Here is a 26,126-nt window from a genome sequence, read left to right as displayed (position 1 = left end):
AAGCCCGCAGCGCCCTGGCGGCGGGGGGGCTGCCTACAGTGAAGGCCTGCCTCGCCGGATGCCCTGCCCATGAATGCCTCCCCCGCCGCCAAGACGCTGCCCCTGGGCCGCTACACCGCCCCCGCCATCGCACTGCACTGGCTGCTGGCGGGGGCCATCCTCGGCAGCGCGGCGGTCGGGCTCTACATGACCGGGCTGAAGTTCTCACCCACCCAGCTCAAGCTCTACAACTGGCACAAGTGGGCCGGCATCACGATCCTGGCCCTGTCGCTGCTGCGCCTGCTGTGGCGCCTGGGCCACCGGCCGCCGCCGCTGCCGGCGGCCATCGCCCGGCGCATGCCGGGCTGGCAGCAGCGGGCGCATCACGCCACCCACGGGCTGATGTACCTGCTGTTCTTCCTGGTGCCGCTGACGGGCTGGGCCTACAGCTCGGCCAAGGGCTTCCCCATCGTGTGGTTCGGGGTGCTGCCGCTGCCGGACTGGGTGCCGGTCCGCGAGACCCTGGCCGCCACGCTCAAGCCGCTGCACTGGATCGCGGCCTACAGCCTGCTGGGCCTGGTGGCACTGCACCTCGGCGCGGCCCTGAAGCACCAGTTGATCGACCGCGACGGCTTGCTGGCCCGCATGGGCCTGGGCCGCGGCTGAGCCGCCCGCCCGCAGCCCCGCCGCACGCAGGCCACGCCAAGCACCACCGCCACGCCCCCGGGGCCGACCCGCCGCGGGGCCCCACCCCGAACATCGCCACCCCATGAACCGCATCCTCTTCCTGCTGCCCGCCCTGGCCCTGTCGACCGCCGCCCTGGCCCAGACCCCGCCCGCCGCCACGCTGGACGCCGCGCAGAGCCAGCTTCAGTTCGTCAGCAAGCAGATGGGCGTGCCGGTCGAGGGCGTGTTCAAGCGCTTCGACGCGCAGATCGCCTTCGACCCGCGCCAGCCGGCCAGCGGCCGCATCGCCTTCAGCGTGGACCTGGGCAGCGCGACGCTCGGCGTGCCGGAAAGCGATGCCGAGCTGCGCAAGCCCGAATGGTTCGACATCGGCAAGTTCCCGCAGGCGCGCTTCACGTCCAGCGCGATCAAGGCCCTGGGCGGCGGCCGCTTCGAGGTGGCCGGCCAGCTCAGCCTCAAGGGCAAGGCCCAGGCGCTGACCGTGCCGGTCACGCTCAGCCAGGCCGGCGGCCTGAGCACCGCCAGCGGCCAGTTCGCGATCAAGCGCCTGGCCTTCCAGATCGGCAGCGGCGAGTGGGGCGACACCTCGCTGGTGGCCGACGAGGTGCAGGTGCGCTTCAAGTTCGCACTGCGCGGCGTGCCGGCGCTCTGAACAAGCGCCGGTCGCGCCACCGCCCACAGCCCTTTCGCCTTCCTTCCCCTTCCCTTCCCTCCCCCCCGACCCAAGGACCTTCCATGCGCTTTTCCCGCAGCCTGACCGCCGCCACCCTGCTCGCCCTGGCCGGCACCGCCGCCCAGGCGGAGGTGGCCCACTACGCCCTCGAGACCACGCACACCTTCGTCACCTTCGAGGCCCTGCACTTCGGCACCTCGACCAACCGCGGCCGCTTCGACAAGAAGGAAGGCACGGTCACGCTCGACCGGGCCGCCAAGACCGGCAAGCTCGACGTGACGATCGAGACCGGCTCGATCAACACCGGCACCGCGCCCTTCGACAAGCACCTGCGCGGCAAGGACTTCTTCAACAGCGAGGCCTTCCCGACCGCGCGCTTCGTGTCCGACAAGTTCGTCTTCGACGGCGACAAGGTCACCGAAGTGAGCGGCCAGCTCACCCTGCTGGGCAAGACCCTGCCGGTCACCGTCAAGGGCCAGCGCTTCAACTGCTACCCCAACCCCATGCTCAAGCGCGAGGTCTGCGGCGGCGACTTCGAGACCACCATCCAGCGCAGCCAGTGGGGCATGGTCTACGGCCTGCCGGGCATCCCGGACAACATCAAGCTGATCATCCAGGTCGAGGCGGTCAAGCAATAGTCTGCCTCGCGAGATCCCATCCTGAAGCCGCATGGATGGGAGAAAGACCGTGAGGCATCTCTTCAGCGCGGCCCCAAGGCCGGGGCCGCCTGAGGAAAGCTCCTGCTCGTGGCGCCGCCACACCGCAGCAAGGCGACCAAGGCTCAACCAAGGGCCAAGGAGTCCAGGCATGGTCAGCCCAGCAACCAGCGGCTGCTGAAGACCGCCGCGAAACGCTCCGGGTGCACAGCGTCGCCTGGCCCGCCCTTGAGCCGACACCGACCCAGGCGCGGTGATCGGACTCCGTGTGGGCGCCCTCCGGCTCGCTTGCGAGTCCGCGAGCGCACCTTCATCCCGTGCCGGTGGGTGCAGCCCAATCGTGCCCCCAGGCTGAACCGGCGGGCTCGGGATGCCTTGCCTTCGCCGATGAACTCGGCTCCGGCCAGAACCGCGAGCGCATAGCGTGGATCGATCCGACATCCTTCCTGGGCCAAGGCAAAGGCTGACGAGTTCGCACGGGCGATTACTTCAGCAGCCTGCCTCGGGCATGCCTGCGGCTGCGGCCTGACTGGCCTGAAGGGCTGCAAGGCTGTTTCGTGCAACCCAGCCTGTTGCATCATGCGGATCTTTGACAAAGGTTCGGATCAGGGTGAACCAGTTGATCCCAAAAGGTAGGCGCCTGAGGGCTTCGGGGGCATTGTGTGACAGGGCGATTTGCAGATCGGCCTTATTACGCAGGTTCGCAAGTTCCGCTGCCAAGGATTGAGGGGCTGCTGCGCAGAAGATCAGGCAATCCTTGTTGTGGCGCAGGCGAGAGGCAAACGAAGGGTGATCGGAGACCACAACCGGGGTGCGTGAAGCCAGGGCTTCGCACAGGGTGTTGGGCAAGCCTTCAGCATAGGTATGTCGCGAGGGCACGACCACGGCATCCGCCTCCCGCATGCGTTGGCGGACTTCTGCATTGGCCAGGCTGCCCAGGAACCGCGTCCAGTTGCCTACACCCAGATCGGCCGCTCTCCGCCGCCACGAAGACAAGTCCCCGGCCCCGGCAAAGTCGACATGTAGAGGCCTTGCCTCGCGGGCCAAGAGCGCTGCGGCCTCCAGCAAGTCGCCCACGCCTTTGGCTTCGGAAATCGGACCCGCGTAAAAGACGCGGAAAGGACGGTCGTCCGGGGCAGCGGGCTTTGGGTGCGAATCGGCATGGAGGATGCTCCGATCCCATGGAACGATCCGTTCAGGCGCCAGGCCAAGGTGTTCCTGAAGGGAAACCGATGCATTCAAACTGTGGTTGGCCACGCAGGGCATGTTTGCGCCAGATACAAGCCAGCGGGTCAGAAAGTTTTCCTGCCTGTGGCGCAAGGTCGTGCTGGTAAACGTGTTCGCAAAGATGGGAAGCGTGGGCAAACCGCTCCACCGTGCCCAAAGCATGGCGTAGCGATGCGGGGTGCGCAAGATGATCTTGCTGGGCGCAAGCCTGTTCAGCAAACCCCAAACATGGCGTACCGAGTAAGCCCGATCTCGCATGATGCCGATGGACCAGAGGTTGGGCAAAAGTTCTTCTTCATGTTGCCGGTCACAAATGGCCAGTGTGGTAACACGCTCGCTGCCTGCAATCTCCCGCATGACATCGACCGACGCCTTTTGGTCGCGATACGTTTCGGGGAGACCTTGTTCCATCCGATGAAAGGCGGCGCCGTAGTCGCCGTGCTGAACGATCAGTAGGTGCCCCATGCGAACACCATAGCTTGTCTGCCGACGCCGGGGCGTTGGCGCCGAGCATGGCCCCGCGATGGGGCCCCAGCCGACCGGCGGCCACAATCGCCGCATGACCGCGCCCTTCCCCGACCTGCTGCCCCCCCGGCTGGCCGCCCTCGAAGCCGGCCTGCTCGAACGTGGCGAGGCCGTGCGCCTGGCCCTGCTGGCCGCCCTGGCCGGCGAGCATGTGCTGCTGATCGGCCCGCCCGGCACCGCCAAGAGCGCGCTGGCCCGGCGCCTACACACCGCCTTCGACGGCGCACGCTACTTCGAGCGCCTGCTGACCCGCTTCTCGGTGCCCGAGGAGCTGTTCGGCCCGCTCTCGCTCAAGGCCCTGGAGGCCGACCGCTACGAGCGCCTGGTCGACGGCTACCTGCCGACCGCCGGCCTGGCCTTTCTCGACGAAGTCTTCAAGGCCAACTCGGCCATCCTGAATGCCTTGCTGACCCTGCTCAACGAGCGCGTCTTCGACAACGGCAGCACGCGGGCGCCGGTGCCGCTGGTCTGCGTGGTCGCGGCCAGCAACGAGGTGCCGGAGGACGAGGCCCTGCAGGCCTTCCACGACCGCTTCCTGGTGCGGGTGCCGGTCGCGCCGATCGGCGATGCCAGCTTCGCCGCCCTGCTCGAACTCGGCGAGGCCGCGCCCGCGGCCGAAGCCCCGCCCATCACCGCCGCCGAACGCGCCGAGCTGGCGGCCACCGCCCGCACGGTGACGCTGCCGGCCGAGGTGCTGGCCGGGCTGCAAGCGGCCCGGGCGCGCTGCGCGGCGCGGCAGATCGCCGTGTCCGACCGCCGCTGGCGCCAGACCGCCGGCCTGCTGCGCACCGCCGCGGCCAGCAGCGGCCGCCAGGCCGTGCAGACCCTGGACCTCTGGCTGCTGCCGCACTGCCTGGGCGGCACGCCAGCCCAGGTGGCCGAGCTGCAGGCCTGGGTCGAGGCCGAGCTGCTCGGCGCGCAGCCGGTCGACACCCAGGCCTTCGACCGTGCCGTGCAGGCCTTCGAGGCCCAGCTCCGCATCGAGGAAAGCGCGCCGGCCGAAGCCGGCGACGACGCCGGCCAGGCCGGCAAGATGGCCCTGGCCCGCAACCTCGGTGGCGAAGGGCTGGACCATGCCGACGCAGGCGGCCTGCGCATCCGCGCCGCGGCGCTGGAAGCCAAGTCCCGCCGCCGCTGGAGCCCCGTGCATGTGCAGGCCCGGCTGGCGCAGCTCGATGCGCTGATCGCCCAGGCCGAGGCGGCCCAGGCCCCGCTGCAAGCCCGCGCCGCCCGGCTGGGCGCCGAGCTGGCCCGCAGCCCCTGGCTGCCCCCTGCGCTGGCCGCCCGCTTGCAGGCGGCGCAGGCAGCCAGCGCGGCGGCAGTGGCCGGCTTGCTGGCACGGCTTGCGGCCTGCCGGGCGGGCTTTGCCGCCCTGCCGATCGATCCGAAACTGATCGGGGAAGCGCCCGAGGCGCCCGAAGCGCCCCGGTGGGCCGGCGAGCCCGCCCCGGCCGCCGACGGCCAGCCCGCCCGGCCCGCAGCGCGCGATGCCGTGCAGGCCGCCGTCGCCGGCCTGAGCCAGCGCCCCGGCACGCCCGCCCGCGCCTGAAGGGGCGTGAGACGCAGCCCACGCGTGCCGGCATGAGCGCCCTGCCCTCATCCGCCTGGCCTGAAGCGCCTGCCTCCGCAGCCGGCGCCGAGGGCCCCCCGGCCGCGCCCGGCTTCGCCGACCGGCCCTGGTCAGACGTGGCCGCGCTGCCGCGCGAGCTGTGGCTGCCGGCCCTGATCAATTCCAGCGGCCGGCCCGCGCCGCGCCTGGCCGAGTTGCCCGCCTGGCGCGCGGCCCTGCTGGCGGGCGAGCTGCCACCGGCCGAGGCCCTGCTCGGCGATGCCGAGGCGGTGACGCCGCTGCGCGCGGCCTTCGGTACGCTCGGTCTGCCCGAGGCCGCCCGCGCGCTGCCCGCCGTGGCGGAACAGGTGCTGCGCACGGCGCTGTGGCATCTGGACACACTGATCGACCGGCCGGCCGGCCAGTCGCGTGACGAGGCCATCGCCGCCATGGTCGCGGCCTTCCGCGCCGAGTGGGAGACCCTGGGCGCCGACCTGGCCGACCTGCTCGGCCTGCTGAAGGACCTGGGCGAACTCGGCGAGCTGGAATGGGATGGCCTGGCCGGCCAGCTCCGCCGCCGCGAACTGCACGAGGCGCGCGACCTGATGGCCCTGATGCGGCGCCAGACCGAGCTGGCCGCGCTGATCGCCCGCCTCGGCCGGCAGCGTCCGGATGCCAGCCCGCCGCAGTCCCAGCCGCAGGCCGAATCGCCCCGGCGGCGGCGCGGCGCGGCGGTCGACACCCGCCTGCCCGGCGCGCCGGGCGAGATCACCGGCGTGCGCCCCGGCCGCGATCTGGCCCGCATGCTGCCGGCCGAGGCCGCGCAGTTCGGCCATCCGCTGCTGCACCGCCTGTGGCGGGCGCGGCTGGCGGAATCGCGGCTGATGGTCTGGGACGAAGCCGCGGTCTGGCCCGAGCCGCGGCCCGGCGCGCCCGATCAGTGGGTGGCCGCCGCCGCGCAGGCGGCCCCGCCACCGGCCGCGCGCGGGCCCATGCTGGTCTGCGTCGACACCTCGGGCTCGATGCGCGGCGCGCCCGAGCGCGTGGCCAAGGCCGTCGTGCTGGAAGCCGCGCGGGTCGCCCGCCGCGAGGGCCGCGGCTGCCATGTGCTGGCCTTCGGCGGCGCGGGCGAGGTGCTGGAGCACCGCCTGGGCTTCGATGCCCAGGGACTGGACGCGCTGCTGGACTTCATCGGCCAGTCCTTCGACGGCGGCACCGACCTGGCCCAGCCCATCACCACCGCCCTGCAGCGCGTGCAGGCCGCGGGCTGGCAGCAGGCCGACCTGCTGGTGGTGAGCGATGGCGAGTTCGGCTGCACTGCCGCCACGCTCGATGCGCTGGATCAGGCCCGGGCCGCGCTGGGCCTGAAGGTCTGCGGCCTGCTCGTCGGCGACCGCGAGACGCTGGGCCTGCTGGAACTGTGCGACGAGCTGCACTGGGTGCGCGACTGGCGCCGCCACCATCCCGACCCGGCCGCCCAGGCCGGCGGCCACTCGCCGGTGCACAGCAAGAGCCTGACCGCGCTGTACTTTCCGAACGCGCTCAGCGAACGCGCCAAGCGCGGGCTGGCCGCCCAGGGCGGGGGCGACGATCCGGGATCGCCCACCCGCCCGCCGCTGCGCGGCTGATGCCGTGCCGCAGGCCCGGGCGGCCTGCGGCGCTCAAGCCCGGCTCAGGGCGTGCCCGGCGCCGCGCCGGGCGGCGGCTTGCGGCCGCGGCTGCGCACGTACTGCTCGAAGCGGCTGTTCTGCGCCTCGAACTCCTGCGCCAGCGCCGTGCAGGCACTGGCCGAGGCTTCGCAGATCGTCGCCATCTCGACACGCGCCGGCTCGCCCGGCGGGCGCGCGATGCTGCGCCGGACCATGCTGGGGTAGGCCCCATGCGTCGGCGGCACGAAGCTCCACTGCACCCCTTCGACCGGCTCCGTCACCGTGACCCAGCCCTCGGCCTCGGTCTTGATCGCGCCGTCCTTGGCCGACAGCGCCGCCAGCGCCTCGGCGACGGTCTTGTAGGGCAGCGGCGGCGCGGCCTGGGCCGCCCCGAGGGCAGATGCGCCGAGCACGGCGAGACAAAGCACGTGGCGGATCGTCATGGCAGTCCATCGTGAGGGTGGGCGCGCAGTGTAGGAAGAGCGGCCTTCCCGCCGCAGCGCCGGGATTTGCCGCTAGCGCCGCAGCACCTCGACCCCGCGCGCCATACCGCCCAGCCAGGGCGTCAGGCCGGGGGCACCGAGGCGGGCTCGGGCCTGGGCATCGTCGAAGAGCCGATCGCGCAGATGCAGCAGGCAGGCCGCGCGGACCAGCGGCTGCACCGCCTCGCGGGCGCGCGCCAGGGGGCCGGGTGCGCTGGGCGCCCGGGCGGCCTCGCGGCGCAGGCGGGGGCGCGGCGCGGTCGGCAGCGCGCCGTCGTCGGCGAAGTCGAGGTGGGCTGCGCCCTCGATCCAGACCAGGCCATGCCGGCTGCCATCGACCGGCCAACGGTCGAAGGCGGCGCGGCGGTCCTCGGGGCCGATCTCGCCCTGGCTGGCATCGCGGCTGCCGCTCAGGCCCAGCACCGGGCAGCGCAGGCTGGCAAAGCTGCCGGGACGGAAGAAGGGGGGCGCCTCGGCCTGCGGCGACAGCGCGATCACCGTGCGCAGCCGCGGCTCGAAGCGGTCCGGCCCGAAGCCCGGCGCGCCGGCTTGCGGCGGCTGGAGCACGTCGAGCGCGACCCGCGCGCCGGCCAGCATCAGCACGGTGGCGGCGCCGAAGCTGTGGCCGAGGGCGGCGATCCGCGCCGGGTCGATGCGCGGCACGGGGCCGGAGACCTCCAGGGTGCCGGCGAGCAGGCGGTCCAGCACGCGGCGCAGGTCCTGCGGCCGGCCGAGCACCTCCTCGGCATCGCGCGTCATGGCGGCCAGATTCGCCCGCAGGCGACCGCCCCGGCGCAGCCGGGCCGGGCCGCTGGCCGGATGCTCGACGCAGGCCACGACGAAGCCGTGCGAGGCCAGGTGCTCGGCCTGGGCGCGGTGGCTGTCGCGGTCGCCCCCGGCGCCGTGCGAGACGAGCAGCAGCGGCCGCGGGCCGGGCGGCGCGTCCAGCGGCTGGTGCAAGGCCAGGGCGAGCGGGCGGCTGCCTTGCGACGCGTCGGCGGGCAGGTCCAGGTCGATGCGGCCGCGGGCCCAGGGGCCGGGCCCGCCGGGGTCGGCCGGCAGCTGGCCGGCTGGCTCGGCGGCGGCGGGCCGGCCCAGTGCGGCCAGCGGCAGGGCCAGGCTGAGGCGACGGCGGCGGGCGTCCATGGCAGCGTCGGCTCAAGCCTGGGCGGCGGCCAGAGCCTGCAGGGCGAGGCTCAGTCGGTCGACATCGTCCAGGCCGTGCGCGGCGCTCAGGGTGATGCGCAGCCGGGCGCTGCCCTCGGGCACGGTGGGCGGGCGGATGGCCGGAACCCAGAGGCCGCGCGTCTCCAGCGCAGCCGACAGGGCCAGGGCGGCAGCGCTGTCGCCCACGATGAGCGGCTGGATGGCCGTGTCGGACGGCGCCAGTTGCCAGGGCAGGCCCTGCAAGCCGGCGCGCAGGCGCTCGCGCAGCAGGACGAGTTGGCTGCGGCGCTGCGGCTCCTCGGCGATCAGGCGCAGCGCCACGCGCAGCGCGGCGCAGGTGGCGGGCGGCGCGGCGGTGGCGAACATGTAGGTGCGCGCCCGTTGCAGCAGCCACTCGATCACGGTCTCGCTGCCGGCGATCACGCCGCCGGCGACGCCCGCGGCCTTGCCCAGGGTGGCCATGTGGATGAGCCGCTCCAGGCAGGGCGCACCGTCCAGACCCCAATGCGCCACGCTGCCCTGGCCGCGCGGGCCGAGCACGCCCAGGCCGTGCGCATCGTCGATGTAGAGCCAGGCGTCATGCGTCTCGCACAGGGCCAGCAGGGCGGGCAGGTCGGCCAGGTCGCCGTCCATGCTGAAGACGGCGTCGACGACCACCAGCCGCCGCCGCGCGCCGGCCGCCCCGGCAAGGGCGGCATCGACCGCCGCCAGGTCGGCATGCGGCACCCGCCGCACGGTGGCGCCGGAAAGCCGCGCACCGTCGATCAGGCAAGCATGGTTCAGGCGGTCGGAGACGATCACATCCCCGCGCCCGACCAGGGCCGGCAGCGCGCCCAGGTTGGCCGCATAGCCGGCGTAGAAGTAGAGCGCGCGCGGCCGGCCGAGGAAGGCAGCCAGTTCGGTCTCCAGCGCGGCCTGCGCCTCGCTGTGGCCGCAGACCATGGGCGAGGCCGTTGCGCCGGCACCGAAGCCGGCGGTGGCCGCCTGCGCGGCGGCGATCAGCGCCGGATGCTGGGCCAGGCCCAGGTAGTCGTTGCTGCAGAAGGCCAGGCACTCAATGCCGTCGACCAGCAGCCGCACGCCGCCCGATCCGGGCACCGGTCGCACCGCACGGCGGCGGCGCTGCAAGCCCTGGGCGATCCAGTCGTCCAGTTCGGGCGCGAGCGCGGCATCGGGGGTGGGCATGGGCAGGCGGGACTGGGGAGGCGGCGCCGCCATTGTCCAGCCGGGCATGAAAAAGCCCCGCCGGGGCGGGGCTGTCGGCGCAAGCCGTGCGGGGCAGGGGCCGGACGCCGGGCAGGCGTCCTCAGCCGCTCAGGCGCGGCGACGGCGCAGGGCGGCCAGCAGGCCCAGGCCGCCGAGTATCAGAGCGTAGGTTTCGGGCTCGGGCACCGGGCTCAGCACCGGCGCCTGGGCGTAGACAAGGTTGTCGAGCAGGAAGGGCACATGCGGCACGAGCAGGCTGCCGTCGCTCAGGAACTCGACCTTGGTGAAGCCGGTGGTCGAGGTGAAGCCGAAGAACTGGATGTCGCTGGGCTGGCCGGCGGTGCTCATCGGCTGGGCGGCGAGGTCGATGCCGTCGACCTGGATCTTCACGCCCGAACCCAGCAGCGAGTTGATGCCGGCCAGGTTGGCGCCGAAGGCCAGCAGCGGGCTGTCGAACTCGAAGCTCACCTTGGACGTGGTCGGCGAGAGCAGCGAGGAGGACTTGACCAGCAGGTTCAGGTGCGCACTGTTGAACACCGGCAGGCCGCCCACGATGTTGGCCGGCGCGAAGACGGGGGCATCGAGGTAGTTGCGATCGGCACCGGCATCGTCACGCTGTCCATCACCCAGGCCGCGGACCGAGAAATCGCCGAAGTCGAAGGCAGTGCTGCGCAGGTCGATGTCGCTGGTGTAGCCGTTGAAGTCCTGCTGGATCACGGTGCCGGCGGCGGCTTCGAAGCTGCCGCGGTCGGTGTAGGCGGTGGTGACAAGCTGGGCGGAGGCCAAGGCCGGAAGGCCCAGCAGGGCCAGGGTGAGCGCACGGAGGATGGGCATGGGGGCAGTCGGTTGGAGAAGTCGGCGGGGCAGGAGGAACAAGCCTCCGGACCCGGGCGTACAGGGTGGCGTGTCGTAACGACTTACGTTGTCGTTGTTACGCAGCACCATCGATATCGGAGGCTGGAACCCCCCTCGTTCAGGGGAGACGGTCACTCCCGCCGGCGGACCAGCAGGAGGCCGCCTACGGCCAGCAGGCCGAGCAGCAGCAGTCCAACCGAGCCGGCCTCGCTATCTTGTGCCGGACGGGCAAGTGGCTCGGCGCCATGCGCGGGCTGCGCGAGCGGGTCGGCCGCATGCGGTGCCGGGGCGGCAAGCAGCGCGGCCAGGACGATCAGGGAATGAATGCCGAGGGCCATGAAAAAGGGCAAAGGTCAGAGATGCGCCATGCGGCGCATGGCCGCCAGCGCGCAGCGGGCATAGAGGGCCTGGAAGCCGACGCTGCGATAAAGGGCGGCCTCCAGCGGCTCGCAGGCCATGTGGCGATCGGCCAGGCCCGGGTCCTGGGGCAGGGTTGCGTCCAGCAGGCGCTTGCCCAGCAGATCGTGCAAGGCGGTCTGCACGCTGCGCTGGGCGCGCAGCTCGGGGTTGAAGCCGTTGAGCACGAAGAGCGCCGGGGCGCGGACGGCCTCGACAAGGCGCAGCATGCGGTCGGCCGCTTGCAGGGCGAAGAGGTCGGGCCGCAGCGGGATCACCGCCAGATCGACCTGGGCCAGCAGGGCCTGCGCATGGGCATGCCCGGCCGCGGGCAGATCGGCCACGAGGAAGCTCTGCTCCGCGCCCTCGCCAAAGACCTGCTGGCAGCGCAGGGCCAGGGTGTCGAAGCCGGGCGGCTGCGCTGCCGGCGGGCAGATCACCCCCAGCCGCCGACCGAAGCGCCGGCCATCGAGCCAGGCCGCATCGTGACCGGGCAGCGGCTCGATCTCCTGAAAATAGAAGCTGGCCTGCCCCTGGCGGCCCAGGTCGAGCAGACGGGCCTGGAGGCCGGCCCGCGCCAACTGGCTGGCCAGGCCGACGGCCAGGGTGCTCAGGCCCACGCCGCCCTGGAGGCTGTGCAGCAGCACGCGCGGCGCGCGGCCGGCATCGCCCGAGGGCGCGGGCATGGCCTCGGAGGGAAGTCGCTCGTCGGTCGGGGGGAACTGGTCCAGCCAAGCCACCGGTCGGGCTGGCACCCCGGGCAGGCCCAGGCGCTGGTACAGCGCGTCGCGATCGGCTTGCACAACGATCTTGTCCATGGTCGGGGTCCTCGGGGCGGTTGGGGGCTCGGGAAGCACACGCAGCGCTTCTCCCTTGCTCAAACGGGAAGCCGACGGGAAACACGACAACCCCCCCAAGAATGGGGGTGCGCACTAGACTGATGCATCCGCGGACCTTGTCCCGACGTCGTTCCTCCATGGCCGCCGACCTCACCCTCCTGCTGCGCGAAGCTGGCGACGGCGACCCCGAAGCCGCCGAACGGCTCTACACCAAGCTGTATGCCGAGCTGCGCCAGCTCGCCCGCAGCCGGGTGCGCGATGCCGGCGCGATGACCCTGCTGGACACGACTTCCTTGGTCCACGAATCCTTCCTGCGGCTGAAGATGCAGGACATGCCGGCCTTCGCCGACCGCAAGCACTTCTTTGCCTACGCCGCCCGCGCGATGCGCAGCGTGGTGGTCGACCTGGTGCGCACGCGGCAGACGCAGCGCCGCGGTGGCGGCATCGAGCATGTGCCGCTGGACACCCAGCATGTCGAGCAGATCGGCGCGCAGGACGAGGAACTGCTGCGGGTGCATGAGGCCCTGGACAGCCTGGCCGCGGTCGACCCGCGCCAGGCCCAGGTCGTCGAGCTGCGCTATTTCGGCGGCCTGAGCGAGGCCGAGATCGCCGCCGGTCTGGGCGTGACCGAACGCACCGTGCAGCGCGACTGGCAGAAGGCGCGGCTCTTCCTGGCGATGTCGCTGCGCGCTTGAGCCCGAGCCCGCCGGACCCCGCCCGCTGGGCCGAACTGTCGGCCCGGATCGACATGCTGCTCGACCTGGACCTGGCCGCGCGGGCCGCGCATCTCGATGCCCTGCGCGCCGCCGGCCAGGGTGCAGAGGCCGAGGAGCTTGCCGCCCTGCTCAACGAACTGGCGGCGCTGGATGCCGAAGGCTTCCTCGACCAGCCGGCCCTGGGCGGGGGCGCCGCAGCCCGAGGCGGCCAGACCCTCGGCGCCTACACCCTGGAACATGCGCTGGGCGAAGGCGGCATGGGCAGCGTGTGGCAGGCCCGGCGCACCGACGGCCGCTACGAGGGCCGGGTTGCGATCAAGCTGCTGCGCACCGGCCTGCGCAGCCGCGGCGAGGCCGAGCGCTTCGCCCGCGAAGGCCAGTTGCTGGCGCGGCTCGACCATCCGCACATCGCGCGGCTGATCGATGCCGGCGTCGGGCCGGACGGCCAGCCCTACCTGGTGCTCGACCATGTCGAGGGCCTGCCGATCGACCAGCACTGCGAGCAGCTCGGGCTCGACCTGCCAGCCCGGCTGCGGCTTTTCCTCGACGTGCTCAGCGCGGTCGCCCATGCACACAGCCGGCTGATCCTGCACCGCGACCTCAAGCCCTCGAACATCCTCGTCAGCGCCCAGGGCCAGGTGAAGCTGCTGGACTTCGGCATCGGCAAGCTGCTGGCCGATGCCGAGACCCCCGGCCAGGCCACCGAGCTGACGCGTGAGGCCGGCAGCGCATTCACCCCGCAGTACGCGGCGCCCGAGCAGCTCCAGGGCGGCGAAGTCACCACCGCCACCGATGTCTATGCCCTCGGCGTGCTGCTCTACACCCTGCTGAGCGGCGAGCACCCGACGCCCGCGCCGACCGCCACCACCCTGGACCGGCTGCGCGCGGTGGTCGAGCACACGCCGCGGCGCCTGTCCGAGACCGTGCTGCGCCAGGGCGGCGCGGCGGCGGCCCGGCGCGCGCGGCTGCTGCGCGGCGACCTGGAAACCGTCGTCGCCAAGGCGCTGAAGAAGGCCCCGGCCGAGCGCTATGCAACCGCCGCCGAATTCGCCGACGACCTGCGCCGCTGGCTCCGGCAAGAGCCGGTGCGCGCCCGGCCCGACCGCGCGGCCTACCGCCTGCGCAAGTTCGTGCAGCGCAACCGCTGGGCGGTGCTGGCGGGCAGCCTGTCCGGCGCGCTGCTGCTCGTCAGCGCCGGCCTGGCCCTGCGCCAGGCCGAAGAGGCCAACCGCCAGCGCCAGCAGGCCGAGGGGCTGCTGGAATTCATGCTGGGCGACCTGCGCGAACGGCTGGATGCGGTGGGCCGGCTGGACGTGCTCGACGCCGTCGGCAGCAAGGTGCTGGCCTATTACGCCAGCCAGCCCGCCCGCCGTCAGCGCGGCGAGGACCTGCTGCGCCAGGCCGCCGTGCTCCAGATGCTGAGCGACCTGGCCGAAGAACGCGGCCGGCTCGCCGAGGCCGAGCGCAGCCGCCGCGCCGCCGCCGACACCACCGCCATGCTGCTGGCGATGTCGCCGGACGATCCCGACCGCATCGCCGCCCACAGCCTGAGCCTCGACCGGCTGGGCTGGGTGGCCGGCCTGCGCGGCGAGATGGCGATGTGGGTGGCCGCTATCCAGGATTCGCTCGCCCTGTCCGAGCGCGGGCTGACGATCGCCCCGGAGCATCCCGGCCTGCTCGACAGCTACACCGGCGGCCTGAGCAATATGGGCGTGGTGCTGATGGAGCAGCACGACCTGCCGGCCGCGCTGGCCCGGCACGAGGCCGCCCGCCGGAAGGTCATCGAGCTGGCGCAGCGCGTCCCCGGGCAATGGATCTATGCCGCCCACGGCGCCGGCTGGCAGGCCCGGGCGCTTGCCGCCCACGGCAAGCTGCGCGAGGCGCTGGAGGGCGCCCGCAGGATGCTGTCGCTGGTGCGGCAGCCCCCCCAGGCGGGGAGCGACCAGCGGGTGCACTACATCGAGGCCAGCGCCCAGATCATCACGGCGCAATACCTGCTGGAGATGGGCGAGCTGGCCGCCAGCCGACAGGCGCAGACGCCGGGGCTGGACCGGCTGCGCGAGATGATCGCGGCCGAGCGCGAGAGCGTGTTCAACACCTGGCAGCTTGGCGTGGCCCTGGTGCAGGACGCGCGCCTGCTGCGCCTGCAGGGCCGGCCGGCCGACAGCGCCCTGCGGCTGGGCGAGGTGGACGCCATGCTCGCGCGTGCGCAGCCCGAGGTCGACCCGCAGGATGTGGAATGGCAGCGCCTGCTGCCGGCCATGCTGCTGGCCGAGCGGCTGCGGCTGCGGCCCGAGGACGAAGCCAGCCGAGCCGCAGCGCGCGCCCTCCTCGATCGCCTGCCGCGCGATGCCCCGGGGCAGCAGCGGCTCTTCGCCTCGCACCAGCGCCTGGCGGCCGAGCTGGCCGTGGCCCTGGCCCGCGCCTGCGAGCGGGCGGGCCGTCCGGCCGAGGCCAATCAGGCCTGGGACGACAGCCTGCGCCTTTCCGAGGACGGCGCCCGCGCAGGCAATCCGGCGCTGATCGCCGTCAAGCTGCGCGCCCTGCTCGCCCAGGGCCGGCGGGCCGAGGCCGAGGCGCTGCGCGAAGCCCTGCGCGCCTCGGACTGGCGCCATCCGGACGATGGCGATCTGGGAATCGAGCCAGCCGTGGCGCCGCTGCAAGCGGCCAGCGCATCGCCCTGAGCGGGCGCGGCTTCAGGCCGGCGCGGTCGGCGCGCGGCCTGCATGTGCCGATCAGGAAGAAGCAGCGGCCCGCGGCGCAGCGGCGGCCGGGTGCAGCAGCGCGTGCAGGTCCGGCGCGGGCGGCGGCAGGCCGGGCGCCCAGGGCCAGTGCGCCAGCAGCGGCGCGGGCAGGCGGGCCTGCAGGTACTCGACATTGGCCGCGGCGGCCAGCATGCCCGGCTCGATGACATTGGCCACCCAGCCGGCCAGGTGCAGGCCGCGGGCGGCCAGGGCCTCGGCCGTCAGCAGGGCATGGTTGAGGCAGCCCAGGCGCAGGCCGACGACCAGGATCACCGGCAGGCCCAGGGCCTGGGCCAGGTCGCCGCCGTCGAGCGTGTCGGACAGCGGCACGCGCAGGCCCCCTGCACCTTCCACCACCACGGCATCGGCCTGGGCCTGCAAGGCGCGGCAGGCCGCGACGATGGGCGGCAGGTGGATGCGCAGGCCCGCTGCCGCCGCCGCGGCATGCGGCGAGGCCGGCAGGGGCAGAACGACCGGGTTGTCCAGCGCAGCCGGCACGGCCAGGGTGGAGGCCGCGCGCAGTGCCGCCACGTCCTCGTTCAGCCAGGATCCATCGGGCTGCCGCTCGGCCCCGGCAGCCACCGGCTTCATGCCGACCACCCGCGCATGGCCGGCCCGGTGCAGGGCCTGCAGCAGGGCGACGCTGAAGCGGCTCTTGCCGACGCCGGTGTCGGTGCCGGTGACGAAGCAGGCGAAGGGCGGCAGCGCGGGGATTTCGTTCATGCCGTTTCAGGGCAGCGGGGCATGCGGGGCCGCCCGGGGGTCGGGCGCCCGCGCGCCGGCCAGCGTGGCCTCCAGCGCGGCCAGCGTGCCCTCGGCCAGGTGGGCGATCTCGGCCGCGCCCAGGACATAGGGCGGCATCAGGTAGAGCGTGGGGCCGATGGGCCGCAGCAGCAGGCCGCGGGCGCGCGCCGCGCGGTGGAAGGCGCCGGCGAAGCCGCCCGGCTCATGCGCGAGCGCGGCGGCCCATCCGGGCGCCAGGTCCCAGGCCCAGACCATGCCCAGGCGGCGCGCATGGCGCAGGGCCGGGTGGGTGTGCAGGGGTGCCAGCGCGGCGTCCAGCGCGGCGGCGGTGGCGGCATTGCGGGCCAGCACATCGTCCTGCTCGAACAGGTCCAGCACGGTCAGCGCGGCGCGGCAGGCCAGCGGGTTGCCGGTGTAGCTGTGGCTGTGCAGGAAGCCGCGCGCGGGCTCGCGGTCGTAGAAGGCGGCGTAGACCGCCTCGGTCGTCAGCACGGCCGACAGGGGCAGCACGCCGCCGGTCAGGCCCTTGGAGAGGCAGAGGAAATCCGGCCGCAGGGCCTGGTCCGGGGTCGCCGCCTGCTGGTGCGCGAACAGCGTGCCGGTGCGGCCGAAGCCGACCGCGATCTCGTCGAGCACCAGATGCACCTGATGCCGCGTGCAACTGGCGCGCACGCGGCGCAGGAATTCGGCGTCGTGCATGGCAAAGCCGCCGGCGCACTGGATCAGCGGCTCCAGGATGAAGGCCGCGGTGGTGTCGGCATGCGCGGCCAGCCAGGTGTCGATCTCGGCGGCCACGCGCAGGGCCACGGCATGCGCGTCCTCGCCGGCCTGCGCGCCGCGTGCATCGGGGCTGGGCAGGGTGGCGGCCAGGCGGATCAGCGGCGCATAGGCGGCGCGGAAGAGCGGGATGTCGGTGACGGCCAGGGCGCCCACCGTCTCGCCGTGGTAGCCGCCCGCCAGGCCGGCGAAATGCTGCTTGGCCGGCCGGCCGGCATTGGCCCAGGCGTGGGCGCTCATCTTCAGCGCGATCTCGGTGGCCGAGGAACCATCGCTCGCATAGAAGGCATGGCCCAGGCCGGTGGCTGCGCCCAGGCGCTCGGACAGCTCGACGACCGGGCCGTGGGTCAGGCCGGCCAGCATCACATGGTCGAGCGTGCGCAGTTGCGCGCTGAGCGCCTCGACCATGCGCGGGTGGCCATGGCCGAAGAGATTGGTCCACCAGGAACTGATCGCGTCCAGATGGCGGCCGCCCTGCTCGTCGATCAGCCAGGGCCCCTCGGCGCGGGCGATGGCCAGCAGCGGCTCGGCCTCGTGCCGCTGCATCTGCGTGCAGGGGTGCCAGACGGCGCGGCGGCTGCGCTCGGCCAGGTCCATGGACGCGGGGGGTCCGGGACGGACGCTCAAGGCCGGTAGGTGCAGCGGTCGCCGCTGCGCTCGCGCCAGACGCTGACTTCCACCGCCTGCGGCAGCTCGGCCTTCAGCGCATCGAAGATGAAGACGCAGAGCCGCTCCAGCGTCGGCAGACCCAGGCCGGGCACTTCGTCGAGCAGGTGGTGGTCCAGGCGCTCGCGCAGGCGGGCGACCGCGGCCCGCACGATGGCCAGGTCCACCAGCATGCCGCTCTCGGCATCCGGCGTGCCGGCCAGCACCACCTCGGCCTGGTAGGTGTGGCCGTGGATGCGGCGGCTGCCGGCCTCCTCGGCGGCATCGCCGACACGGCGCCGCAGGGTGTGGGCGGACTCGAAGTAGAAGGACTGGCTGAGTTCGAACATGGGGACGGGGCGGCCGGCAGGCGCCGGCGAGGCGCGGATTGTCCGGCAGGCGGCCGGCCGCTGCCGGCACCGGGCCGGCAGCGTCTCAGCGGATGCCCAGCACCTTGTGGGTCTGCACGCTGAGCGACCAGGCCGGATGCTCCAGGCACCAGCGCAGCGCCCAGTCCGCGGCGGCGCGGCGGGCGGCCGGGTCGGCGCTGTCCATGGGCTGCACGCGGCGGCTGGCGAAGGGCAGGGCCTCCAGCGCGGCCAGGTCCAGGCCGGGCTGGGGCACGACGACCTTCAGCTCGTCGCCGGCCTGCTGCAGCAGCGGGGCACCGGCCTTGGGGCTGACGCAGAGCCAGTCGATGCCGGGCGGCGCGGCGAGCGTGCCATTGGTCTCCACCGCGATCTCGAAGCCTTGGGCATGCAGGGCCTCGATCAGCGGTCCGTCCACCTGCAGCAGCGGCTCGCCACCGGTCAGCACGCAGAAACGGTGACCGCCGGGTGCGGCCGGCCAGAAGCCGGCGACATGCGCGGCCAGCGCGGCCGCATCGGCGAACTTGCCGCCGCCCAGGCCGTCGTGGCCGACGAAGTCGGTGTCGCAGAAGCGGCAGACGGCCTCGGCGCGGTCGGCCTCGCGGCCGCTCCAGAGGTTGCAGCCGGCGAAGCGGCAGAAGACAGCCGGCCGGCCCGCATGCGTGCCCTCGCCCTGCAGGGTGTAGAAAGTTTCCTTGACGGTGTAGGCCACGGGCCGGTCCTTCAGCAGGCTTGCGCGGGTTCAGCGACCGGCGCGAAAACCGGCGGCGTAGAGGGCCAGCGCGGCCGCGGCCACGCTGGCGGCATGGGCCGCCATGCTGCCATCGCGGCCGAGCAGGACCAGGCCGAGCACGGTGGCCGCGGCGGCGGCGGCACCGCTCCAGGCGGCCAGGCGGCGCCAGGGCCGGTCGGCCAGCTCGCGGCGCCAGATCAGCTTGGCCGCCGCGGCCGTCAGCGCGCCCAGCAGCAGGCCGGGCAGCAGCAGGTTGAGGAGGTGGAGCAGGGCCAGGCCGGGGCTCATCGGGTCGGGGGCGGGGTGGGGGCGGCCGGGGGCGATCCGGGGGCCGGCGCGTCTGCATCGGCTTGCCTCGCCGGGGGAGCACGAGGGGCCGGAGGCCTTCGATCCGAACGGGGCTCGGCGAAATCGACTTCGAATTCTAGAATCCGCCCCGTGAGCGTCTTTGCCCTGGGCCTGAACCACACCACCGCGCCGGTCGACCTGCGTGGCCGCTTCGCGTTCACGCTCGACCAGCTCGGGCCGACGCTGCAAGCCTTCCGCGAGCGCCTGGGCGCCGAGAAGCGCGTGGCCCGGCCGCCCGAGGCGGCCCTGCTCTCGACCTGCAACCGCACCGAGCTGTACTGCTCGGCCGAGCCCGCCCTGGTCAAGCCGGCCCTGGACTGGCTGGCCAGCGTGGGCGGCATCCAGGGAGAGGCCCTGCGCCCGCACAGCTACCTGCTGCAGGGCGACGCCGCCGCGCGGCATGCCTTCCGCGTCGCGAGCGGGCTCGATTCCATGGTGCTCGGCGAGCCGCAGATCCTTGGCCAGATGAAGCAGGCCGTGCGCGAGGCCGACAGCGCCGGCACCCTGGGCAGCACGCTGCACCAGCTCTTCCAGCGCAGCTTCGCGGTGGCCAAGGAAGTGCGCACCGCCACCGAGATCGGCGCCCACTCGATCAGCATGGCCGCCGCCGCGGTGCGCCTGGCCGGCCAGCTCTTCGAGGACTTGCAGAAGACGCGGGTGCTCTTCGTCGGCGCCGGCGAGATGATCGAGCTGGCCGCCACCCACTTCGCCGCGCGCCAGCCCGCCGGCATGGCGATTGCCAACCGCAGCCTGGAACGCGGCGAGAAGCTGGCCCTGCGCTTCGGCGCCGAGGCCCTGCGCCTGACGGATCTCTCGACCCGGCTGCACGAATTCGACATCGTCGTCTCCTGCACGGCCAGCAGCCTGCCGCTGATCGGCCTGGGCGCGGTCGAGCGGGCGCTCAAGCGCCGCCGCCACCGGCCGGTCTTCATGGTCGACCTGGCCGTGCCGCGTGACATCGAGCCCGAGGTGGCGCGGCTGGACGACATCTACCTCTACACCGTCGACGACCTCTCGGCCATCGTGCAGAGCGCCGGCGAGAAGCGCCAGGCCGCCGTGGCCCAGGCCGAGGCCATCATCGAGACCGGCGTGCAGAGCTTCGTGCACTGGCTGGACCAGCGCGCCACCGTGCCGCCGCTGATCCGTGCCCTGCATGCGCAGACCGATGTCTGGCGCGAGGCCGAACTCGCCCGCGCCCGCCGCCTGCTGGCGCGCGGCGAGCCGGTGGAGGCCGTGCTCGATGCCCTGAGCCGCGGCCTCACCCAGAAGCTGCTGCACGGCACGATGGCCGAGCTGCACGGCGCCGACCCGGTGCAGCGGCAGCAGATGGTGGGCACGGTCTCGCGGCTCTTCCTGCGCGGCCCGCGCGGCAGCGAGCCGGCCGAAGGCGACGGGGCCTAGCGCCGCGTCGCGGCCGCCCCCGGTCCGTACGGGGGGCGATCGGGCCCCGCCTGCATCGCCGCCCGCCGGCCCGGGCCGCCCCGCCGCCCCGGTGCCGGCCTGGGGCCACGCCCTCCCCCGCTGCCGCCCGCTCCTTGCCTCGGCCCGTCCTGTCCGCGGCCCCGCAGGCTCTCAAGACGCCCCCGCCTCCTCCGTCGCCGGTTCCCATGAAACCCTCGCTGCGGCAGCATTTGCAGCGCCAGGCCGAACGCCTGGCCGACCTGGACCGCCTGCTGGCCGACCCCGAGCTGATGCGCGACGCGGCGGCCTTCCGCCGCCTGAGCCGCGAACACACCGAGCTGCAAGGCCAGGTCGAGCGCGCCCAGCGCCATGCCCGCCGCAGCGCCGACCGCACCGCGGCCGAGGCCCTGCGGCACGAAGCCGGCGAGGATGAGGCGATGCGGACGATGGCCGAGGAGGAGATCGCCGCCGCCGAGGCCGAGCTGGCGCGCCTGGAAGCCGAGCTGGAGCGCCTGATGCTGCCGCGCGACCCGGACGACGCGCGCGACGCCTACCTGGAGATCCGCGCCGGCACCGGCGGCGACGAGTCGGCCCTGTTCGCGGGCGACCTGCTGCGCATGTACCTGCGCCATGCCGAGCGCCAGGGCTGGCAGGCCGAGATCCTTTCGGCCAGCCCCAGCGAACTGGGCGGCTACAAGGAGGTCATCGTCCGCTTGGCGGGCGAAGGGGTCTACGGCCGCATGCGCTTCGAGTCCGGCGGCCACCGCGTGCAGCGCGTGCCGGCCACCGAATCGCAGGGCCGCATCCACACCAGCGCCTGCACGGTGGCGGTGATGGCCGAGCCCGACGAGGCCGAGGCCGTCACCCTGAACCCGGCCGAGCTGCGCATCGACACCTTCCGCGCCAGCGGCGCCGGCGGCCAGCACATCAACAAGACCGACTCCGCCGTGCGCGTGACCCACCTGCCGACCGGCCTGGTCGCCGAATGCCAGGACGACCGCAGCCAGCACCGCAACAAGGCCCGGGCCCTGGCCGTGCTGGCCGCGCGGCTGCGCGACAAGGACAAGCTCGAACGCGAGGCGCGCGAGGCCGCCACCCGCCGCGCGCTCATCGGCAGCGGCGATCGCAGCGACCGCATCCGCACCTACAACGTGCCGCAGGGCCGGCTGAGCGACCACCGCATCAACCTGACGCTTTACCAGCTCGGCGCCATCCTCGACGGCGACCTGGCCCCGGTGACCGAGGCCCTGATCGCCGCGCGCGAAGCGGCCCAGCTCGCCGCGCTGGCCGAGGCCGCGGCATGAGCCCGTCCGCCGACACCACCCTCGGCGAGGCCCTGGCCGCAGCCCGCGCGGCGGGCGTCGAGCGGCTGGATGCGCTGGCCCTGCTCGGCGCCCTCTTGCAGCGCCCACGAAGCTGGCTGATGGCCCACGACGAGGCCCCGCTCGGAGCCGCGGCGCCGGCCTGGGCCGCGCAGCTCGCACGGCGCGCGGCCGGCGAGCCGCTGGCCTACCTGCTCGGCTGCAAGGATTTCCACGGCCTCGAACTGGCCGTCGACTCCGCCGTGCTGGTGCCGCGGCCCGACACCGAGACCCTGGTCGACTGGGCCCTGGACCTGCTGCCGCCCGAGGCCGCCTGGCGGGTGGCCGACCTGGGCACCGGCAGCGGCGCGATCGCCCTGGCCGTGGCCGCCGCCCGGCCGGCCGCCCGCCTGGTGGCCGTGGACGCCAGCGCGGCCGCCCTGGCCGTGGCCAGCGCCAATGCGCAGCGCCTGGGCCTGGACCGGGAGGCCCGCGGCGCGGACGGCCCCGAAGCGGCATCTTCCCTCCCCCGCTTCGAGGCCCGCCTTGGCGACTGGTGGCTTCCGCTGGCCGGCGAGCGCTTCGAGCTGCTGCTCAGCAACCCGCCCTACATCGCCGAGGGCGATCCCCACCTCGCCGCCCTGCATCACGAACCGGCGATGGCCCTGGCCTCCGGCCCCGACGGTCTGGACGCGATCCGGCAGATCAGCGCCGGCGCGGCCGCCCACCTTCAAGCTGGCGGCTGGCTGCTGCTGGAACATGGCTGGGACCAGGCCGACGCGGTGGCCGCGCTGCTGCGCGCTGCCGGCTTCGAGGCCGTGCAGCACCGCCAGGACCTGGCCGGCCACCGCCGCTGCACCGGGGGCCGGCGGCCCGGAGGGCTTGCGCCGCGCGGCGATACTCCGGACTCCACGTTTTTCTCCCGCGGGAAGCCATGAGCGACGTTCTCCAGACCATCGACCAACTCGTCAAGTCCCACCGCGTCGTGCTCTTCATGAAGGGCAGCGCGCAGTTCCCGATGTGCGGCTTCTCCGGCCGCGCGGTGCAGATCCTCAAGGCCTGCGGCGCGACCGACCTGCACACCGTCAACGTGCTGGACGACGAGGCCATCCGCCAGGGCATCAAGAGCTACGCCAACTGGCCGACCATCCCCCAGCTCTATGTGAAGGGCGAATTCGTCGGCGGCTCGGACATCATGATGGAGATGTACGAGGCCGGCGAACTCCAGCAACTGCTGACGACGTGACCCCGCCCCGTTGCGGCTTTGCCGCGCCCCCGCCAGCGGGCGCCGCTGGCGGACCGGCCGCGCCGGCTCCGCGGCAGCCGCTGGGGTGCGGACGCGCGGCGAGCGCCGCCCGGTGATGGCGACGCCCCGCCTCGTCGTCGGCCTGACGGGCGCCACCGGCGCCGTCTATGCCACCCGGCTGCTGGGCCGCGCCCGGGCGCTGGGCGTGGAGACGCACCTGGTCGCCACCCCGGCCGGCGTGCTCAATGCGCACCATGAACTCGGCCTGGACCGCAAGGGCCTGGAAGCCCTGGCCGACCATGCGCATGCGCCCGGCGATGTCGGGGCCTGCATCGCCAGCGGCAGCTTCGCGACGGCGGCCATGGTGGTCGCGCCCTGCTCGATGAAGACGCTGGCGGCCATCGCCCACGGCCTGGGCGACAACCTGCTCACCCGCGCCGCCGACGTCACGCTCAAGGAGCGCCGCCGCCTGCTGCTGATGGTGCGCGAGACGCCCTTCAACCTGGCCCATCTGCGCAACATGACGGCCGTCACCGAGATGGGCGGCATCGTCTTCCCGCCGCTGCCGGCTTTCTACTTGAAGCCGACCTCGATCGACGAACTGGTCGACGAGACGGTCGAGCGGGTGCTGGCCCTGCTGCAATTGCAGGGCGCGAAGCCGCAGGCCTGGACGGGGCTCTGAGCCCGGCGCCGGCTCAGCCGGCCGGTACCTCGGCGGGCAAGTCCCAGCGCCTGCGCGCGGCGAGCACCGCATTCGGATAGGCCGCCTGGCCGCGGCTGCCGTTGTAGCGGCCCAGGGCCAGGAAGAGGTTGCCGCGCTCGGTGTCCAGGTAGTGGCGCAGGATCACGCAGCCGAAGCGCAGATTGGTTTGTAGGTGGAAGAGCCGGGCCGGGTCGCCATCGCCGATCAGGCGCACCCAGAAGGGCATCACCTGCATCAGGCCGCGCGCCCCGGCGCGGCTGATCGCGTACTTGCGGAAACCGCTCTCGACCTCGATCAGGCCCAGCACCAGCGCCCGTTCGAGCCCGGCGCGGGCGCTTTCGTACCAGAGGGTTTCCAGAAAAGCTTCGCGCAGCGCCGCCTCGGGCATGCGGCGCAGCAGGCGCTGGCCGACGGCTGCATGCCAACGCTGGTAGGCAGCCTGCGACTGCGGGCTGTCGAAGGCAAGCTGCGGCGGCGCCGCGCGGTGGATGGCCGCGCTGAGCGCGGTGCGCACGCTGTCGGCCAGCGCCTCCTCGACCTGCCGGCCTGCCCGCACCGGCGCCGCCGGCAGCAGGCCGAGCAGCAGGCAGCCCAGGACGCCCCGCCGGCCGGGGGCCGGAAGGGGCGCCCTCGGGCTCACGCGGCGAGCCTGGCCCGGATCTGGGCAGCCGCCTGGTCCACCGGGCAGCTCGTGGCGGCGGCGTCGCGGCGGCCTTGCAGCTCGACCTGGCCTTCCTTGAGGCCGCGGTCGGACAGCACCACCCGCTGCGGCACGCCGATCAGTTCCCAGTCGGCGAACATCGCGCCGGGTCGCTCGCCGCGATCGTCGAGGATGGCGTCGACTCCGGCCGCCAGCAGCTCGGCATGCAGGGCGTCGGCCGCGGCCTTGACGGCTTCGGAGCGGTCGTATCCGATGGGGCAGACGGCCACCTGGAAGGGCGCGATCGAGGCCGGCCAGACGATGCCGCGCGCGTCGTGGTTCTGCTCGATCGCCGCACCCAGGATGCGGGTCACGCCGATGCCGTAGCAGCCCATCTCGAAGAGCCTGGGCTTGCCGGTCTCGTCGAGGAAGGTGGCGTTCATCGCCTTCGAATACTTGGTGCCGAGGTAGAAGACATGGCCCACCTCGATGCCGCGCTGGATGGCCAGCACGCCCTGGCCGTCCGGCGAGGGGTCGCCGGCGACGACATTGCGCAGGTCGGCCACGGCATCGGGCTCGGGCAGGTCGCGGCCCCAGTTCACGCCGCGCAGGTGGGCGTCGGCCGCATTGGCGCCGCAGACGAAATCGCTCATCCGCGCGACCGTGCGGTCGGCGACGACCTTCACGCCCTTCAGGCCCACCGGACCGAGGTAGCCCGGCTTGCTGCCGAAGGCGGCCTCGATCTCGGCCGCGGTCGCGAAGCGGAAGCCGGCCTTCAGGCCGCTGCCGTCGGGCAGCTCGATCTTGCCGGCCTTGACCTCGTTCAGTTCGTGATCGCCGCGGACCAGCAGCAGCCAGAGCTGGGTCTTCACCGGATGACCGGTCTCGTCCAGCGTGTCGCTGGCCAGCACCAGGCTCTTGACCGTGCGTTCGATGGGCAGGCCGAGCAGCTTGGCCACGTCGGCGCAGGTGCTGGTCGAGGGCGTGGCGACCTGGGCCAGGGCCTCGGCGGGCGCGGCGCGCTCAGGGCCCAGCGGCAAGGCCTCGGCCAGCTCGATGTTGGCGGCGTAGTCGCTGCTGGGGCAGTAGACGATCGCGTCCTCGCCGGTCTCGGCGATGACCTGGAACTCGTGCGAGCGGTCACCGCCGATCGCGCCGGTGTCGGCCGCCACCGCGCGGTATTGCAGGCCCAGGCGGTCGAAGATCTTCAGGTAGGCCGCGAACATCTGCTCGTAGCTGCGGCCGGCGGCCTCGGCATCGCGGTCGAAGGAGTAGGCATCCTTCATCGTGAACTCGCGGCCGCGCATCACGCCGAAGCGCGGGCGGCGCTCGTCGCGGAACTTGGTCTGGATGTGGAAGAAGTTCTTCGGCAACTGCTTGTAGCTGCGCAGTTCCTGGCGGGCGATGTCGGTCACCACCTCTTCGCTGGTCGGCTGGATGATGAAGTCGCGCTCGTGGCGATCCTTCACCCGCATCAGCTCCGGGCCCATCTTCTCGAAGCGGCCGGTCTCCTGCCACAGCTCGGCGGGCTGCACCACCGGCATCAGCAGCTCGACGGCGCCGGCGCGGACCATCTCCTCGCGGAGGATGGCCTCGACCTTGCGGATCACCCGCAGGCCCATGGGCATGTAGTTGTAGATGCCGGCGCCCAGGCGCTTGATCATGCCGGCGCGCATCATCAACTGGTGGCTGACGACCTCGGCATCGGCCGGCGCTTCCTTGAGGGTCGCGATGAAGAACTGGCTGGCTTTCATGGGGGGCGGGTGCTGCTTGCCGCGGACCGGCGGGTGACCCTGCCCCGAGAGACCGGCCCCGCCTTGCGCGGTGCCGGCAGGCCGTCGGCGATTGGCATCGCTCGGGCCCGCTGCAA

26 protein-coding genes are annotated in these 26,126 nt (G+C 73.3%); 12 read left to right on the top strand and 14 right to left on the bottom strand.

Annotation, left to right across the window (positions count from 1 at the left end; all coding sequences use genetic code 11):
• The first annotated feature begins 69 nt into the window (after positions 1–69).
• From JI742_RS03745 to JI742_RS03735, 3 genes are all read left to right on the top strand, one after another.
• Positions 70–645 carry a cytochrome b gene (locus tag JI742_RS03745; protein WP_201824093.1) on the top strand — a complete coding sequence of 192 codons (576 nt, stop codon included), beginning with the start codon at positions 70–72 and terminating at the stop codon, positions 643–645.
• A 103-nt stretch (positions 646–748) separates the two neighbouring features.
• The gene (locus JI742_RS03740) at positions 749–1,318 is read left to right on the top strand and encodes a YceI family protein (RefSeq protein WP_201824092.1); all 570 of its coding nucleotides are present in this window, start codon (positions 749–751) and stop codon (positions 1,316–1,318) included.
• 83 nt (positions 1,319–1,401) lie between these two features.
• Complete coding sequence (locus tag JI742_RS03735; protein WP_201824091.1) at positions 1,402–1,977, top strand: YceI family protein; 576 nt, start codon at positions 1,402–1,404, stop codon at positions 1,975–1,977.
• Positions 1,978–2,484: 507 nt separating this feature from the next.
• Here JI742_RS03735 and JI742_RS03730 read toward each other — a convergent pair.
• Positions 2,485–3,687, bottom strand: coding sequence for a glycosyltransferase family 4 protein (locus tag JI742_RS03730; RefSeq protein WP_201824090.1), 1,203 nt, complete (start codon positions 3,685–3,687; stop codon positions 2,485–2,487).
• A gap of 94 nt (positions 3,688–3,781) precedes the next feature.
• Between JI742_RS03730 and JI742_RS03725 the strand changes: the two genes are divergently transcribed.
• Together JI742_RS03725 and JI742_RS03720 are read left to right on the top strand one after the other, a co-directional pair.
• Positions 3,782–5,296: an AAA family ATPase gene (locus JI742_RS03725; RefSeq protein ID WP_201824089.1), complete on the top strand. Its 1,515-nt coding sequence runs from the start codon at positions 3,782–3,784 to the stop codon at positions 5,294–5,296.
• Positions 5,297–5,328: 32 nt separating this feature from the next.
• Positions 5,329–6,924 (top strand): VWA domain-containing protein, encoded by a 1,596-nt coding sequence (locus JI742_RS03720; protein ID WP_201824088.1) that lies wholly within the window; start codon positions 5,329–5,331, stop codon positions 6,922–6,924.
• A gap of 44 nt (positions 6,925–6,968) precedes the next feature.
• Here the strand turns inward: JI742_RS03720 and JI742_RS03715 are convergent, their stop codons facing one another.
• The 6 genes from JI742_RS03715 to JI742_RS03690 all read right to left on the bottom strand — a co-directional run bounded on the left by JI742_RS03715 (position 6,969) and on the right by JI742_RS03690 (position 11,869).
• Positions 6,969–7,388, bottom strand: coding sequence for a hypothetical protein (locus JI742_RS03715; protein ID WP_201824087.1), 420 nt, complete (start codon positions 7,386–7,388; stop codon positions 6,969–6,971).
• 72 nt (positions 7,389–7,460) lie between these two features.
• Positions 7,461–8,573: an alpha/beta hydrolase family protein gene (locus tag JI742_RS03710; protein ID WP_201824085.1), complete on the bottom strand. Its 1,113-nt coding sequence runs from the start codon at positions 8,571–8,573 to the stop codon at positions 7,461–7,463.
• Positions 8,574–8,585: 12 nt separating this feature from the next.
• Positions 8,586–9,779, bottom strand: a complete 1,194-nt coding sequence (bioF, locus tag JI742_RS03705; protein ID WP_201824084.1) for an 8-amino-7-oxononanoate synthase — start codon at positions 9,777–9,779, stop codon at positions 8,586–8,588.
• A 129-nt stretch (positions 9,780–9,908) separates the two neighbouring features.
• Positions 9,909–10,634 (bottom strand): PEP-CTERM sorting domain-containing protein, encoded by a 726-nt coding sequence (locus JI742_RS03700; RefSeq protein WP_201824083.1) that lies wholly within the window; start codon positions 10,632–10,634, stop codon positions 9,909–9,911.
• 152 nt (positions 10,635–10,786) lie between these two features.
• Entirely contained in the window at positions 10,787–10,993 is a 207-nt protein-coding gene (locus JI742_RS03695; protein ID WP_201824082.1) for a hypothetical protein, read from the bottom strand.
• Positions 10,994–11,008: 15 nt separating this feature from the next.
• Positions 11,009–11,869, bottom strand: coding sequence for a ParA family protein (locus tag JI742_RS03690; protein WP_201824081.1), 861 nt, complete (start codon positions 11,867–11,869; stop codon positions 11,009–11,011).
• Positions 11,870–12,027: 158 nt separating this feature from the next.
• On the opposite strand from JI742_RS03690, the gene JI742_RS03685 reads away from it, so the two are divergent.
• Positions 12,028–12,585 carry an ECF-type sigma factor gene (locus tag JI742_RS03685; protein ID WP_201824079.1) on the top strand — a complete coding sequence of 186 codons (558 nt, stop codon included), beginning with the start codon at positions 12,028–12,030 and terminating at the stop codon, positions 12,583–12,585.
• Positions 12,582–15,290, top strand: coding sequence for a serine/threonine-protein kinase (locus JI742_RS03680; RefSeq protein WP_201824078.1), 2,709 nt, complete (start codon positions 12,582–12,584; stop codon positions 15,288–15,290). Before JI742_RS03685 ends, JI742_RS03680 begins: the two co-directional genes overlap by 4 nt.
• A 51-nt stretch (positions 15,291–15,341) precedes the next feature.
• On the opposite strand, the gene bioD is transcribed toward JI742_RS03680, so the two are convergent.
• From bioD to JI742_RS03655, 5 genes are all read right to left on the bottom strand, one after another.
• Positions 15,342–16,073: a dethiobiotin synthase gene (bioD, locus tag JI742_RS03675; RefSeq protein WP_201824077.1), complete on the bottom strand. Its 732-nt coding sequence runs from the start codon at positions 16,071–16,073 to the stop codon at positions 15,342–15,344.
• A gap of 6 nt (positions 16,074–16,079) precedes the next feature.
• Complete coding sequence (gene bioA, locus JI742_RS03670) at positions 16,080–17,468, bottom strand: adenosylmethionine--8-amino-7-oxononanoate transaminase (RefSeq protein ID WP_201824076.1); 1,389 nt, start codon at positions 17,466–17,468, stop codon at positions 16,080–16,082.
• A gap of 26 nt (positions 17,469–17,494) precedes the next feature.
• Positions 17,495–17,866, bottom strand: a complete 372-nt coding sequence (locus JI742_RS03665; RefSeq protein WP_182663768.1) for a 6-pyruvoyl trahydropterin synthase family protein — start codon at positions 17,864–17,866, stop codon at positions 17,495–17,497.
• Positions 17,867–17,951: 85 nt separating this feature from the next.
• Complete coding sequence (gene queE / locus JI742_RS03660; protein WP_182663766.1) at positions 17,952–18,596, bottom strand: 7-carboxy-7-deazaguanine synthase; 645 nt, start codon at positions 18,594–18,596, stop codon at positions 17,952–17,954.
• Between the two features lie 30 nt (positions 18,597–18,626).
• Positions 18,627–18,905 carry a hypothetical protein gene (locus tag JI742_RS03655; protein ID WP_182663764.1) on the bottom strand — a complete coding sequence of 93 codons (279 nt, stop codon included), beginning with the start codon at positions 18,903–18,905 and terminating at the stop codon, positions 18,627–18,629.
• Positions 18,906–19,055: 150 nt separating this feature from the next.
• On the opposite strand from JI742_RS03655, the gene hemA reads away from it, so the two are divergent.
• From hemA to JI742_RS03630, 5 genes are all read left to right on the top strand, one after another.
• Positions 19,056–20,366, top strand: a complete 1,311-nt coding sequence (gene hemA, locus JI742_RS03650) for a glutamyl-tRNA reductase (RefSeq protein ID WP_201824075.1) — start codon at positions 19,056–19,058, stop codon at positions 20,364–20,366.
• Between the two features lie 206 nt (positions 20,367–20,572).
• Positions 20,573–21,670 carry a peptide chain release factor 1 gene (gene prfA, locus JI742_RS03645; RefSeq protein WP_201824074.1) on the top strand — a complete coding sequence of 366 codons (1,098 nt, stop codon included), beginning with the start codon at positions 20,573–20,575 and terminating at the stop codon, positions 21,668–21,670.
• The gene (gene prmC / locus JI742_RS03640; RefSeq protein ID WP_201824072.1) at positions 21,667–22,605 is read left to right on the top strand and encodes a peptide chain release factor N(5)-glutamine methyltransferase; all 939 of its coding nucleotides are present in this window, start codon (positions 21,667–21,669) and stop codon (positions 22,603–22,605) included. Before prfA ends, prmC begins: the two co-directional genes overlap by 4 nt.
• Entirely contained in the window at positions 22,602–22,913 is a 312-nt protein-coding gene (gene grxD, locus JI742_RS03635) for a Grx4 family monothiol glutaredoxin (RefSeq protein ID WP_201824070.1), read from the top strand. Before prmC ends, grxD begins: the two co-directional genes overlap by 4 nt.
• A 115-nt stretch (positions 22,914–23,028) precedes the next feature.
• Positions 23,029–23,595, top strand: coding sequence for a UbiX family flavin prenyltransferase (locus JI742_RS03630; RefSeq protein WP_201824069.1), 567 nt, complete (start codon positions 23,029–23,031; stop codon positions 23,593–23,595).
• Positions 23,596–23,608: 13 nt separating this feature from the next.
• Here the strand turns inward: JI742_RS03630 and JI742_RS03625 are convergent, their stop codons facing one another.
• Complete coding sequence (locus JI742_RS03625) at positions 23,609–24,256, bottom strand: lytic transglycosylase domain-containing protein (RefSeq protein ID WP_201824068.1); 648 nt, start codon at positions 24,254–24,256, stop codon at positions 23,609–23,611.
• The gene (locus tag JI742_RS03620; RefSeq protein WP_201824067.1) at positions 24,253–26,010 is read right to left on the bottom strand and encodes a proline--tRNA ligase; all 1,758 of its coding nucleotides are present in this window, start codon (positions 26,008–26,010) and stop codon (positions 24,253–24,255) included. Before JI742_RS03620 ends, JI742_RS03625 begins: the two co-directional genes overlap by 4 nt.
• Positions 26,011–26,126 lie beyond the last annotated feature (116 nt).

The organism is Piscinibacter lacus (genome assembly GCF_016735685.1).
GTDB classification, from domain to species: domain Bacteria; phylum Pseudomonadota; class Gammaproteobacteria; order Burkholderiales; family Burkholderiaceae_C; genus Aquariibacter; species Aquariibacter lacus.
This window is presented reverse-complemented; position numbering and strand designations above follow the sequence as displayed.